Origin of the sequence: Aurantibacter aestuarii (assembly GCF_003008425.1) — a bacterium.
GTDB lineage: Bacteria > Bacteroidota > Bacteroidia > Flavobacteriales > Flavobacteriaceae > Aurantibacter > Aurantibacter aestuarii.
Genome location: NZ_PXOQ01000009.1, coordinates 572,575 through 587,672, shown reverse-complemented (window position 1 = coordinate 587,672; position 15,098 = coordinate 572,575). Strand labels below are relative to the sequence as shown.

Sequence of the window (15,098 nt, the reverse complement as noted above, 5' to 3'; positions counted from 1 at the left end):
ATTTATTTAATTAATTATTATTTATATAGAGTCTACTCTAAAATTATCTAATCTCCATTGTGTTTTTGAAAACGTGTTATCAATAGTTTGTTTTACTCTCACAGAGATATAAAAAGAACCAGTAGAAGTAATATTCATACTTTTTCTTTTATATACATTTGTACCAAACCCATCATTATTCATATCTGCTGCAGTTTCACTGCCTATAACTGTCCAATCTGCTTCATTCCATGGATTTGCAGGGTTGTAAGTTTGTGAATAATAAAAGGTAACATTAGCGTTGTTAAAATTTGGAGCTTGGCTATACGCTATATCTACTTGAAAATTAGAATTTCCAGTATAAGCCATTTGTGGTGTAATGACGACATTATCAATTTCACCTGGGCCATCTTGTGTAATATTATAAAAGACTACTAAACCTGTATCAGATGTTTGTGTTACATCATTAACATCTGCATATTTACCTGCATTGTTATTATACTTAAATAGTTTGTTGTCCGGAAGATTTTGGGTCGCTAAAACTTCAGCTGAAAAATTGGCGGCATCCAAGTCTGCTACTGTTTCAAATGTTTCTAAATAGTTAAAAGGCACAAAATCATTATCTGTTATATTAATAGTATGTTGTGCGTTTGGTCCCACGATTGCACCACCCGTAACATTTGTAATATTTACAATAACAGTTTCATTTTGCTCAATGGAAGTATCATCTACAATAGATATACTTACATTACCAGTGGTTGTTCCAGTAGGAATTGTAAAGTTGTAAGGATTTGCTGTACTACCTGAGAAATTGAAATCGGTATTATTAGCTGTACCACTTGTGGTTAATTCTATGTCGGTACTTGCGGTTGTAGCATAAGATAATGTGTAAGCAATATTTACAGTACCAGCATCTTCATTATACGTTGCAGACGCCATATCAAAATTTAATAATGGAAATGGAGGTGCCTCATCATTATTTATTTCAATTGTATTTTGTAATGTAGATCCTAATAAAAGATTTCCGGTTACTTCACTTATAGTATAAACTACTGTCTTATTATTATCAAAAGTGGTATTGTCAATTGCTGAAATGTCAAAACTTGCAGAAGTAGCGCCAGCTGGAACTGTTAAAACAAAATCTGATGAAGTTTGACCTGCAATAGTATAGTCAGTTCCAAAAACAGCATCACCAGAAGCTGTTAATGTAATTGTACCTCCAAAAGAACTTTCATTTATAAATGGCATATTAATTGTCGTCGCTGTTGTTGCATTCTCTTGAATAGTTGTATTTGCATTTGCGAAATTTACCACTCCAATTGATGGTGCTTCATCATCTAAAATTGAGAACGTTAAGGTGTTTGATTCTCCTACAGCTAAAGCACCAGATACACCAGTAATTGTAATAGTAAGTGTTTTGGTACCTTCTAATATGCTATTGTCTAAAGGTTGTATATTAAAAGAGCCTACTAAGCCTTGTTTTTCTATAGATAAACTAAATTCATCGCTTCCTAGATTGGTTGTATAGTCTGTACCGTAAGTAGCACCTGAAATACTTACATTTATACTACCTCCATTATGATTGAATGTGTCAATTCCAATGTTTACATTCAATGGAGCTGTTGCATTTTCTACTTCAAATAAATTAGTATTTGTAAATTCTACAGTACCAGTCCCATCAATAGTTTCATCATCTTCCTCGCAAGAAATTGTAAAAGCTAAAAGAAGTGATAGGATGAAAAGGAATTTTAATTTCATAATTACAACGTTATAGTTAAAGCAATAAAGTTCACATTTTAATGTGAATTAGTGGTTGGTTTATTGTCAGATAGGGTTTAAAAATCGTAAAACCCTTTAAAATAGTTTAATTTAAAGGCTTTATTTTAAGAATTTAAAAAAAATAAATGATATTATTTTAATTCTTCAGATTTATTTTTAGCATATCAGAGGTTTTAAAACCTATTCTTTCTGCAACAACATAAAGATATTTATGGGTTGCTGTATTAGAAATGGGACTAGTATATAATTGCCAATTTAAATCATAATCGAACTTTATATCTGGATTATCTGAAAACAAATAAGCTATAGAAGAACCATCAGTTTGATTTGTTAGGTGTATTAATTGATTCCTTTGTGATATTTTCACGGGAGACGTTATAGGTTGTTCATTTTTAGGCCACATAGTTTCAACCACTTCGGCTTCAAACATTTTACCTAAATCTGGAGACACTTCCTGTTGATCTTTTAATTGCAGCCTCATTTCCTTTAATACCGCATTGTATTCTGATTTTTGTGCAAGATTATTTAAATTATGTGGATCTTTCGAAACATCATAAAGTTCTTCAACAGTTTTGGTATTAAACCATATTTCCTGGGTTTTGTTAAGTTCACCTTCCGTTTTTAATTCTAAAAACTTAGGCATCATAGAAATATTTTTTCTATAACCAACATCTTTATATTTCGGTTTTTCTGGATAATCATTTTTAAGATATAAAAAATCTTTAGTTCTTATTGCCCTTATGCGGTCTGTAAACTCATCAAAACGGTCAGAACTTGCAAACACATAGTCTCTTTGCTTATTATGTTTATAGATACCTAAAAAAGCCTGCCCTTCTAAATGCTTTGGTGCTTTTATTCCTGCTAAACTTAGCATGGTTGGTGCTAGATCTACAAAAGAGATTAATTCATCTGTTCTACCTTTATTTCCATTTGGATGTTTTACCATAAAAGGTACTTTTAATCCAGAATCGTAAATCTCGCGTTTTTGACGAGGTAACGGGCCGCCATGATCACTATAAAAAAAGATTATTGTGTTTTCATATAAACCATCTGCTTTTAACTGATTAATAAATTCTCCCACTTCCGCATCCATTAATTCTACATTGCTATAATGTCTTGCAATTGTTTTTCTTGTTTCTAAATTATCTGGTAGGTATGGAGGTACAGTTACATCTTCTGGGTTTACAGTTAGAGGTAAATCGTTGTTTTTCCAAAGCTGACTTTCATGCGTCGTGTTAATATTGAAAACGGAAAAGAATGGTTTTCCTATTGGAGTATTTCTCCAATGCGCTTTTGGGTTATTTTCATCCCATGCCGTTATTGGCGCAGCAAATTGGTAATCGGTTTTTTGGTTATTAGTACAATAATAACCAGCAGCTCTTAAATATTCGGTATAACATTTAACATGTGGTGGAATAACGGCAGAATATTGAGGAATAGGTTCATTATTTAAATCTAAACGTCCTGTTTCTTCTTTATTTTGGTATTCACGTTTTCCCCATGACATGACATCATTACCTGTACGCATGTGCATGGTACCTATACTGGTTGGGTACATTCCCGTAATAATTGAAGAACGTGTAGGAGCACACACACCAACGACTGCAAATGCATTATCATAAATCATACTTTCTTTTGCTAAAGCATCTAAATTTGGTGTTTTAGCCGTATAGTCTCCATAAAATGAAAGCGTAGGACTAATATCTTCTGTAACAATCCAAACAATGTTAGGTTGTTCCGATGGTTTATTTATATTTTGATTTTTAGAGGTATTCTGAGCATTACAGCCAAATAGTAGAATTGCTAATAAAGTTATAAGACCTAAGTGTTTCATTGTAAACTTATTTTTTTAATTCGATTTTTATAATGCCTCGTTGTCTTGGTTTTAAATTGAATTGACCTTTTACAAGCTCACCATTATGCACGAAAGAATATTCATAATCGCCATAAAAACCTGCACCTTTAGCAAAACCTTCAGCATCTGTTTGACCGTTTAAATTGGTTTTCCATTCGCCATGAACCAAATCGAAATAGGCTTTGCCCATAACACCTAGCTCTCCATTAGGTTTAAAAATATCGACTTTCTTTTTTTCATTTTCAGTATAACCCCAAAATAGGAATTCAACCACACTCGGGTGACTAAAGGCTGCAATTAAAAAATCTCGAGTATATTGCTCACGAATTTCTGGGTCTTGTATGTCCATTGTAAACTCAGAAATACTAATTTGTTTACCCAAGGTGGCGTAGAAAGCTAAAATTTCTAGCACACGCTCTGGAGAGGTTAAATCGCTACCTATATGGCTCTGTATACCAATCCCTTGAACCAATCCTCCAGTGTTTTCATCTATACGCTTTATAAAATCATAATACCATTGTTGTTTTTTGGTATCTAGACCGCCTTTACTTATTATTCCATATTCGTTAATAAATCTATAGGTGTTTGGCTGCATTTCTTTAGCCATTCTAAACCCTTCATATAAAATATCTTCCGAGCCAGTTATATTTTGAAGGTCTTTATTGGTATAACATTCATTCACGACATCCCAATGAGAGACTTTTCCTTTAGTAGCATCTAAAATACCTGAAACATGCGATTTTACAAGTTCTTTGACTTTTTCCGGATTATCTTGATTGGCTTTAACTTCTGCTGTTAAATATCTAAAACCTGGCCAAATAAGAACATGACCTTTGGTTTGAATGTTGTCCTTTTTTAGAATATCCATTGCCTCCAAAGTACGTTGCCTATTTTTTTCACGACTCCAAGATTTTATTTTTAAATCATTTTCAAATACAGCAAGACTAAAGGCTTTTTTAAAGTTTTTATACTTAAAATTATCTTCCACAACATCATCTGCGTTAACGGCAGCACCAAAAGGAAATAAATGTTTATTAAGTTTTATATTAATCTCTTTATTTGCTACGGGTTTCCCATTTTCAGTAAGTTGAATAATAAAATTTCCTTTTCTAATGGTTTCGATACGCTTTTTGGCTTCCTGGCGCCATAAGGCATCAGGTTCCATACCTTGATAGGTTATTTTTGTTTTTGGTAAGTCTGAAGTGTTTGTGCTCTCTGGAAAAACCTCGAAAGCAATGTCTTTTATTAAGAACGATTGTTCTCTAAAACCAAATTGCATCACTAAGGCTAAATCATCTTTTTTAATATATTGGTTGGCTTCAAAAGGAATATAATAGGTTTGCCACTCTGATGAGATACTTTGTGTGGATTCTATATTTCCTTTATAATCTTCTGTTTGTTTTAGTATCCACAGCATTTTTGCTTCTCCTGTTTCTAAACTTGCAGTTTCCGTTTTCGCCTTATAAGAGAGTAAAAACACAGTGCCTTTTCTGTAATTAGATTTTAGCAAAGGAATGTTTGCTGATAAGTTATAAATGAATTTTGGTTCTTGTTTAGTTTCAAATAAAAATTGAAACTCATTATTTTCTAACTCTATTTTTGAAACTTCGCCATCTTCTTTTTTTAGACTTAAATAACCAATTTTATTGGTATTGATTATATTTTCTCCAACAGGCCTATTTTGAGCTTGACTATAACTGTAACTAAATAATATAAGGTAAATAAGGTATTTCATTTTTTTAATAAGGTGCTTTTAAAATTTAGCTTTCCAAGCGTTTAAAGATTTTAATAGTGTTGCGGTTTTTTCTGGTAATTGTGTGGCTAAATTATTAGTTTCTGAAGGATCTTCAGTTATGTTATAAAGTTCCACACGATTTTCTTTATACCAATGAATAAGTTTAAAATCGCCTTCCCGAATGGCAGAAGATTTGGTGTCTCCTGTATTTGTTGGTCTTGCTTTGCTTGAATGCCAATAAACAGTACGGTCGTTCCAGTTTTCTTTATTATTTAATACAGGTAAGAAACTTTTACCATTAGTATCTAAATTTTTATTAGCAGTAATGTCAAGTAGAGTAGGGAACACATCCATAAGCATGACTAATGATTTTTTCTCTTCTCTTGGAGCAAAATGTTTATTCCATTTAACTAGTAAGGGTACTTTTATACCACCATCGTATAACCAGCCTTTTCCAGCACGTAGTGGATAATTTGAGGTGGCTAGATGACGCTGATTAGTTCCGTCATTAGATAATCCGCCATGATCGGAAGAAAATATAACAATGGTGTTGTCTTCAATCTCTAAATCCTTTAATAGCTGCATCAGTTTCCCTACATTTTCGTCCATAGTTTCCACCATTGCAGCATAAGTAGCATTATCTTGACGCATTTTGGTTCTACCTGTACCTTCTTCAATATATTCAGGCTGATTCCCAAAATCAAAATTTTTAATTTCAGATTTATTACGGGCTATATCTTCGTCTTTGGCTTCTAACGGTTGGTGTACGGCATAAAATGAAAACATAGCCATAAAAGGTTTGTTTTTATCTGTGTTTTTAATGTATTTAGCCACATTATCGGTCATGACATCCATTAAATAATCACCTTCCTTACTCACATTATCGACATCTGGAACGTCTTCTTTTTTATTTTCTCCATTGCCTTTCTTTTCATTAAAAGGATATAAAAAACTTATTGGAGAACCTGCATGTCCTGCGGCGAAACTAAAATCATACCCAAAATCTTTTAGACTTTGCTCGTTTCCTAAATGCCATTTTCCAAAGTAAGCGGTTTGGTAGCCTGAAGCTTTAATGTTTTTTACAAAGTTTTTATTATCTGTAACGTTGTTCATTTCAAAACCATCATCTGGAACATCGCCATTTTGTACTGGATAATTTCCTGTCATCATAGCGTAACGTGACGGGACACAGCGCGGATAATTGGCATAAGCATTTTGAAATACAACAGATTCTTTTGCAAGATTATCAATATTAGGGGTTTGATAAATTTTAGAACCATTCATACTTAAATCATGATAACCTAAATCGTCCACATGAATAATTAAAATGTTTGGTTTTTTTGTTTCATCATTATTTTGAGATGAAGAAAGTGCAGATTTTTGTTGATTACAAGAACCAAGGAATATACTTAATGCGAAAAGAGGTAGTAGACTATTTAATTTCATAATAACATTTAAACGTTCTGAAAAAATTAATGTAATAGTGACTTGATGACTTCGTAAGCAGGTGTAGGGTTCATTTTAGCATCGTAAATAGAATGAAACATACCAGTTCCTTTTTTATAACGTTCGCCAACATCCCAAAGATTTAAGGTTACTTCACCGTTTTTACTTTTTTCAATTAAAACATCAGTGATAGCTTTATACACCCGTTTTTGTATTTGAAGTTCTGCTTCTGTTTGGTCTTTTAAGTTATCTTTTACCAGATAATCTAATTCTGTTACATGAAAAGCCAAGTCGTTGTTGTGAGCCCAATCTATTAAATGGGCTAATTTTTGCATGGTTTGCTCTGTGTTTTCAACAAAATCTTCTCGTTTTGCTCCTAAAAGTAAATGAGCTTGCCAACCAATACCATCTACACGGTAGCCTTTAGATCTTAGGTAAAGAACAGTTTCCTTTAATTTGTCCCACAGCACATCGTCTAATCCTGAATTCTGATTATAAACCAGTTTAATATTTGTGGCGTGTTGTGTAGCAACTTCAAAAGCTTTTAAAATATAAAGCGGATAACCATTTTTGTCTAAACCCATTTTTAACCATGGGTTTTCCCATTGGTCGGTTCCGGGTTTAGGACCAAACCATTCGCCATTTGCTAAAATGGTTTCATTTACGACATCCATCCAGACTACACTAGGCTCGTTATTAAATCGTTTAGCGAATGCAGTTGTAAATTCTATAAGATTTTTTTCTAGTTCTTGAGCTGTTCTTTTATCTGTTTTAGCCCATTTTGAAGCTTGTGGACTTATAGGTCCGTGTAATCTTAAAACTAGATTGTTTGTATTTGCAAAATTTATAAAATCATCTATTTCATCCCAGTTCCAGCTATTTGGTTTTGGATGAATTCGGCTTTGTTTAGCCGCATTTGCAGGTGTTAAGTATTTGAAATTTTGTAGAAATTTAGCTTCTTTATCGGTATTTAGCTCATGATGATTTAAAGTAGCTCCAACTAGAACACCATTAGTGATATAAGGTTTAAAATCTCTTTTTTCTTTAGCAACAGTAGTGTTGTAAACTTCCTTCTTGGATGTACAAGACGTACATGCTATAAGTCCAATAAAAAAAAGAGATTTTAAACGCATAGAATTATTTTTTTGATTTTTTATTAGTTTTCCCTTTATCCTTTGGCTTAAATATTTTAGTTTTTTCTGGAACTAAATATTCCTTTTTCCAGTCTTTTAATAACTGTAACAGTTGCGCTGTTTTAGCAGGTTCTTTTTCCGCAAGATTATTTTCTTCACCAACATCTTCTTTTAAGTTGTAAAGTTCTATTGCTTTAGTTTCTAAAAATTGGATTAATTTATAATCACCAGAACGTACCACAGCAGCTTTACTATCTCCTGTACTATGTGGTCTTGCCTTTTTAGAAATCCAAAATACGGTTCTGTCTCCCCAAGTTTCTTTACCCTTTAAAACTTGAGCATAACTTTTACCATCTACACCGGTTACATTTTGACCGGTAGTTAAATCTAAAAGTGTAGGGAAGATGTCCATACCTAGTACAATAGAAGAATTATCTACATGCGGTTTTAGGTGTTTATTCCATTTAATAAATAAAGGAACCCTTATTCCTCCTTCATATAAATGTCCTTTACCTGCTTTTAGCGGTAGATTTGTAGTTGCTAAATGTCTTTCTCCCTTATGACCATCGTTAGATAATCCTCCATGATCTGAAGAAAATACAATAATGGTATTATCATCTATATTCATTGATTTTAGTAAGTCTAAAAGGCGACCAACGTTTTCATCGACATTTTCTACCATTCCTGCGTAAGCAGCATCATCTTGACGCATTTTGCGGCGACCTTCACCTTCTTTAATGTATTCAGGTGTATTACCAAAGTCAATCTTTTTTAGCTGCTCTTTATTTCTCGCTTCATCTTCTGGTTTCGCTTCAATTGGAGTATGTACAGCATAATAGGCTAAAATGGCTAAAAAAGGTTCGTTTTTTGGATTATTTTTAATGAAATCCATAGTTGCGTTGGTAAGTAAATCCGATGCATAATCACCTTCTTTTCCGTCTTGTTCTAAATCTTCAACAGGTTCTTTAGCGGGTTTGCCGTTAGCTTGAGTGTTAAATGGGAAAAATCTTGAACCAATACCTCCAGATCTTCCTGCAGCATATGAATGCTTAAATCCGAATTTTTTAGGAGCACTATCACCTTCACCTAAATGCCATTTACCAACATACGACGTGTTGTAACCTGCAATGTTAAATTGTTTGATAAAGTTCTTCTCTTCCGGAATGCCACCGAGCCAACCTTTGTTTTCATTTACAGGGTAAGTACCAGTCATCATACCGTAACGTGATGGTGTACAGCGAGGATAACTACTGTAAGCATTTGTAAAATCTACAGACTCCTTAGCAAGCTGATCGATATTATTGGTGTTATACAACTGAGAACCTTTAATACTTAAATCATGATACCCTAAATCATCGGTATGAATAATTAAAATATTCGGTTTGGTTTGTGCATATAAATTTATAGCAAGCAAAAACAAGGTAAAAACAAATACTTTTTTCATAATTATAGTGTGTAAAATATTTTTTATTTAGACTCTTAATTGAGTTAAACGTTTAAGTTTATAAAAAAGAAAAGCGATAATTATTATTATCGCTTTTAATTATTTTATTGGGTTAAATGCGATTTTAATTTGGCTTTTAACTCATTTAAAACCTTTGTATATTTAGGGTCCTTGTTAAAATTTTTGGTTTCTAAAGGATCATTAACATAATCGTAAAGTTCTGTACCAACAATATTAGAACTGTTATAAGCTTGTGTGCTTCTGTATTCATTATCATGCCATTCTGTATAGCGGTAGTTTTCCGTTCTTACAGAATACCCCATACGTTTACCACGTGCGTATTGGTGATAAGCATAATCCATATTTACAGTTGTGTTTTTATCATTATCTAATAACGCAACTAAAGATTTTCCATCGGTTTGTGTACTTTGTTTTACACCTGCTAATTCAAAAACAGTAGGGAACAGGTCTACCAGATTAACTGGGTGACTACTTTTCTGATTCTTTTCAACACCAGGTCCAGCAAACATGAATGGAATACGTGTAGCTTGTTCAAAATTTGAATGTTTACACCATTCTGTATGATCTCCTAAATGGAATCCATGATCTCCCCATAATACAATTACAGTATTTTCTAAACTATTCGTTTTTTCCAGCTGATCTAATAATTTACCTAATTGTGCATCTATGTAAGATACACAAGCCATATAACCATGAATTAATTCTCTTTGTTTCGCTTCTGGTAACTTATCTCCAATGTTTAATTTATTATCGATATCACTAAAAGCTCTTAACTCACCAAACGAATGGTATGCAAATTCAGGAGTACCGTCTCCTAATTGTTGAAATTTAGCTAAATCGATTTTATCTCGGTCGTATAAATCCCAGTATTTCTTTGGAGCAACAAACGGTAAATGAGGTTTTTGGTAACCAACACCTAAAAACCAAGGTTTAGAACCTTTTTGTAATTGAGCTAATTTTTTCAAAGCGGTTTGTGTATATAAACCATCTTGGTAAGCTTCATCGCTCACATCTGTATTTTCAGTACTTGGCTTTAATCTTTTAAAAGCATAAGCTCTAAGTTTTCCGTTTTTATCAATACCTTTTTTCTTAGCTTCTTCTAATAATTCATCAAATTTAGCTTTAGTTTGCGGGTTTTGATAATATGAAAAAGCAGGTTCTCCGTATTTAGGATCATAATTGTCAGGTAATTTATGTGGGATACTCCAGCTTTTTCCATCATGTCCAGGAGCAGAAGAGCCTTTATGGTAAATTTTACCAACAGCAGTAGTCTCATATCCCTGAGAAATTAAATATTCTGGCATAGATACTAGGTCTGGAGCAGATTCTCTAAAGTCCGTATGTAAGTCCCAAACTTTGGTTTTATCGGGATTAGTTCCTGTCATTACACTTGCTCTAGATGGACCACAAACTGCATATTGTACATGTGCATTTGTAAACGTCATTCCCATTTTTGCTAAACGATCAAAATTAGGTGTCACCATTTGGGTTTCTCCATAATTTGATAATAATGGCTTTAAATCGTCAATTGCAATAAATAAAATATTCTTTTGAGATGTTGTTGAAGTCATTTTAACTTCTTCACTTGCATTTGAGGTTTTTTGGGCGTTACAGCTTATAAAAATACTTAATGCTAAGAGTGCTACTATTTGATTTATTCTTTTCATAGTTTATTCTTGTGTTAATACATCTCTTACCGATGTTTCATCATCTTTTTGATCAACAATAGAGCCAAAGTCTTTATCGGTAATCATTCTAAAATCTGCTAACGATTTATCGTTACCATTTTTAGCCATTAATGCCTTTAATTCATTTTTAAGTCTTGCAACCGTTTGCGCATAAGCTGGGTCTGCATAAACATTATGTAATTGCTCTGGGTCTTTATTTAAATCATATAATTCCCAAACATCAATATTATAGTAAAAATGAGCTAAAGTAAAGTCCTGAGTTCTAATCCCGTAATGTGGTTGTACGTGGTGCCAATAAGGAAATTCATAATAATGGTAATACATTCCTGTTTGCCAATCTGCAGGAGTCTCACCTTTTAAAACAGATTTAAAACTCTGACCATGCATTTTCTGGTCTGTTTTAATACCAGCAACATCTAATAGAGTAGGAGCAAAGTCTACATTAGTAATAATATCATTATTTACAGAACCTGGCTTAACCATTTTTGGATATTGAACTATAAATGGCATACGGATAGATTCTTCATAGATAAAACGCTTATCGAAAAAACCATGATCTCCAAGGTAGAAACCTTGATCTGACGTTAATACAATTATAGTATTATCTGTTAAATCGTTATCATCTAAATATTTAAGAACTCGACCAATATTATCGTCTACAGACTTAACACAAGCTAAATAATCTTTAATATAATTCTGGTAACGCCATTTTTTACCTTCTTCAGCAGTCATGCCATCAGGCTGAACAATTTCTCCAGGTTTAGCACCGTAGAAAGCCCATTTAATTCTATCAACACCTTTTAATCCTTCTGGTTCTTCTAGTTTCATATCTCTGCGCGAGAAATAATCCATAGTCATTTCAGTATCACCAGCAGTTAATTCACGACCTTTATAATCATCATTAAAAGTAGATGGATAAGGCATTTCGATATCATCCCAAAGCTTTTCATATTTTGTATCTGGTTCCCAAGGTCTGTGTGGAGCCTTATATTGTAACACCATTAAAAATGGGTCATTCTGCTTACGTCCGTTTTGTAGCCAGTCCATAGCAAAATCTGTACTTAAATTGGTAGAGTATCCTTTTTCTTTAACATCTTTACCATTTTCATTAAATACGGGATCCCAGTAGTGACCTTGTTGTCCTGCAGAATTATGATATTTAAATACATCAAAACCTTGAGGCTCGGTTCCTAAATGCCATTTCCCAAATAAACTAGTCTGATAGCCATTTTTTTGAAACTCTTGTGGAAAGGTCCATTTGGTTTCATCAAATTTCCCGCCACCTTCATTTTTATAGTAGCCATTTTCATTACTGTAATTTCCAGTAAGAATTGCAGCTCTAGAAGGTCCGCAAATAGCATTTGTACAAAGCACGTCGTTAAATAACATACCTTGTTTAGCCAAACGATCTATATTTGGAGTAGGAGCAATGTCTTTGTAAATTCCACCATAAGCACTAATGGCCTGCGTGGTTAAATCGTCTGCCATAATATAAATAATATTTGGCTTCTGCTGTGTTGTTACAGTCTCTTTTATTTCTTGCTTTTGAGCATCTACTTTTGCCTGCCCGCAAGCAGTTAAAAGTGTGGCGCTCAATATTAAAGCACTTATGTGTTTAATCATATTATTTTGCTTTTTCTAACATTAATAATGAAGGTGCAGAAATGGTGATTTTCTTTAAATCCTTATCTGCAGAAGAACTTCCAGTCATTATGGTAAAGTCTCCAGGTTCCACAACAAAGTTGTAATCTTTATCGTAAAAGGCTAAACTTTCAGCATTAATGGTAATAGTTACCGCTTTAGTCTCACCAGCTTTAATAGCGACTCTCTTATAACCTTTTAATTCTTTAACTGGTCTTGTGTATGAACTGATTTGATCATTAATGTATAATTGAACCACTTCTTCACCATCTACATTACTCTTATTAGTTACATTAACAGTAACATCTACCGTATCTTCTAAATTACTCAACGTATTTTTAGAAACTTTAGGCGCACTGTATTCAAATTTTGAAAAACTTAAACCGTATCCAAAAGGATGTAATGGTGTTTTTTTCTCGGTATTGTATTTATGAATGTATGCAGTAGGTTTGTGGTTATAGACCATTTGTAATTGGCCAACACTTCTAGGAATAGTTAATGGTAATTTTCCAGAAGGATTTGTTAATCCAAACATAATTTCTGCATTAGCCTGTCCTGCAAAAGCTCCACTTTCCCAAGTATTAATTACTGCAGCTGCGCGCTGCTCTAACCAAGGCTCTGCAATTGGACTACCAGAAACATAAACTACTATAACAGGTTTATTTAATTCAAACATTTTATCGGCAAGTTTCATCTGGTTTCCAGATAACTTAAGTGTTGCTCTATCAATATTTTCTCCAGTTGTTTTACGCTTCCAATCATGTCTGAAAGAGTTTTCTCCTAAAACCAATACAACCATGTCAGATGCTTGTGCTTTAGTGTAGGCTGCATCAATCTGCTCATCTGTAATTTCTTTAGAACGATCTCCAGAGTCGAAATAGTTAATTTTGTAGCCATTAGCTTCTCCTATAGACTTTAAACCTTCCACCATAGTGATTACATTTTCTTCAGGTTGAGGCGAAACCCAGTCACCTAAAGTGGTTTGATTATCACTATTAGGACCAGTAACAAATATGGTTTTACCTGTACCACTTTTAGATAACGGTAAGATATTTTTATCATTTTTTAATAGAACGATAGAACGTCTTGCTTGTTCTAATGCGTTTTGCTGGTGCGTTTTACTAAAATTAACTTTTTGAGCTTCTTTTTCTTTAACGAAAGGATTTTCGAATAAACCTAAACGAAACTTTGTTTCTAAAATCTTCGCACAAGCATAGTTAACACGTTCTTCACTTACTTTTCCTTCTTTAACCAATTCGATTAAGTGGTTGTCAAAAATAGGACCATGCATATTCATATCCATCCCTGCGTTTATAGAAAACTCGATAGATTGTTTAAAATCTTTAGCAACATGGTGCCAGATATCTATTCTAGAAATATCGTTCCAGTCACTTACATAAAACCCTTCAAAACCCCAACGATCTCTCATTAAGTCATTCATCATAAATTTATCCATGTGTCCTGGTAAACCAGCAACTTCATTGTGAGCAGCCATGATAGAAAATACATTAGCTTCTTTTACTGCACGACGATATGGTGGTAAGAATATTTCAAATAGAGTACGTTTAGAAACGTCTGTTGGCGATGCATTTAAGCCATTAATAGAAGAACTTCCTGCAATTAAGTGTTTAGCACAAGCAATAACTGTTTCATTACCACCAAAGTTTTTAGATTGCAAACCTAAAATGGTAGCAACACCCATATTACCAACTAAGAAAGGATCTTCTCCATAAGTTTCTCCGGTACGCCCCCAACGCGGGTCACGTAAAACATCAATATTTGGTGTAAAACTCCAGTGCATTCCATTAGCACGCATTTCTAAAGCAGTTTGACGAGAACCTTCTTTAATTAAATCGTCTGCAAATGTTGCTGCTTGAGAAATAGGGGATGGGTAAATAGTAGAACCACTAACCAATCCATTACCATGAATAGCATCAATACCTATTAATAACGGGATTTTTAATCTTGATTTTTGTGCTAAATGCTGTAGCTCGTTTGCCTCTTTAGCAGTAACAACATGTAAAAATGAACCCACTTTACCTTGTTCAGCTAATTTTCCAATATCACCAGAACGCATACCAGGATAAAAACCTAAAGCATCGTTTTTCTCTAATTCTTCTGGAGAAATTTTTGCTTCAGCCTCTTTCATGTGTTCCAAGCCTACGTATTGGCACATTTGATAGACCTTTTCTTCCAAAGTCATGCGAGACATTAAATCTTTTACACGATTATCAATACTTGCAGTAGGGTCTAAATAAGTTATAACTTCATTAGACGCTTTTTTTTGATTTAATCCGTTATTAGTTGTTCCACACATTAAAACAAGTGCGAAAAAAACAGCGGTAGTGATGTATTTTATCATTTAATTTCTTTTTTT

At 33.4% G+C, this 15,098-nt stretch carries 9 protein-coding genes; all 9 read right to left on the bottom strand.

Annotated elements, in window-relative coordinates; translation table 11 throughout:
• Nucleotides 1-21 precede the first annotated feature (21 nt).
• Nucleotides 22-1,737 carry a Calx-beta domain-containing protein gene (locus C7H52_RS09345; protein ID WP_106463635.1) on the bottom strand — a complete coding sequence of 572 codons (1,716 nt, stop codon included), beginning with the start codon at nucleotides 1,735-1,737 and terminating at the stop codon, nucleotides 22-24.
• Nucleotides 1,738-1,894: 157 nt separating this feature from the next.
• Nucleotides 1,895-3,592 carry a sulfatase family protein gene (locus C7H52_RS09340; RefSeq protein ID WP_106463634.1) on the bottom strand — a complete coding sequence of 566 codons (1,698 nt, stop codon included), beginning with the start codon at nucleotides 3,590-3,592 and terminating at the stop codon, nucleotides 1,895-1,897.
• A 7-nt stretch (nucleotides 3,593-3,599) separates the two neighbouring features.
• Nucleotides 3,600-5,348: an endo-1,4-beta-xylanase gene (locus tag C7H52_RS09335; protein WP_106463633.1), complete on the bottom strand. Its 1,749-nt coding sequence runs from the start codon at nucleotides 5,346-5,348 to the stop codon at nucleotides 3,600-3,602.
• A gap of 18 nt (nucleotides 5,349-5,366) precedes the next feature.
• A complete protein-coding gene (locus C7H52_RS09330; protein ID WP_106463632.1) occupies nucleotides 5,367-6,794 on the bottom strand; it encodes a sulfatase in 1,428 nt (475 codons plus the stop codon).
• A 26-nt stretch (nucleotides 6,795-6,820) separates the two neighbouring features.
• Entirely contained in the window at nucleotides 6,821-7,927 is a 1,107-nt protein-coding gene (locus C7H52_RS09325) for an endo-1,4-beta-xylanase (RefSeq protein WP_106463631.1), read from the bottom strand.
• A 4-nt stretch (nucleotides 7,928-7,931) separates the two neighbouring features.
• The gene (locus C7H52_RS09320; RefSeq protein ID WP_106463630.1) at nucleotides 7,932-9,371 is read right to left on the bottom strand and encodes a sulfatase; all 1,440 of its coding nucleotides are present in this window, start codon (nucleotides 9,369-9,371) and stop codon (nucleotides 7,932-7,934) included.
• Between the two features lie 104 nt (nucleotides 9,372-9,475).
• Nucleotides 9,476-11,059: a sulfatase gene (locus tag C7H52_RS09315; RefSeq protein WP_106463629.1), complete on the bottom strand. Its 1,584-nt coding sequence runs from the start codon at nucleotides 11,057-11,059 to the stop codon at nucleotides 9,476-9,478.
• A gap of 3 nt (nucleotides 11,060-11,062) precedes the next feature.
• Nucleotides 11,063-12,703 (bottom strand): sulfatase family protein, encoded by a 1,641-nt coding sequence (locus C7H52_RS09310; protein ID WP_106463628.1) that lies wholly within the window; start codon nucleotides 12,701-12,703, stop codon nucleotides 11,063-11,065.
• A 1-nt stretch (nucleotide 12,704) separates the two neighbouring features.
• The gene (locus C7H52_RS09305) at nucleotides 12,705-15,083 is read right to left on the bottom strand and encodes a glycoside hydrolase family 3 N-terminal domain-containing protein (RefSeq protein WP_221405034.1); all 2,379 of its coding nucleotides are present in this window, start codon (nucleotides 15,081-15,083) and stop codon (nucleotides 12,705-12,707) included.
• Nucleotides 15,084-15,098: the final 15 nt, after the last annotated feature.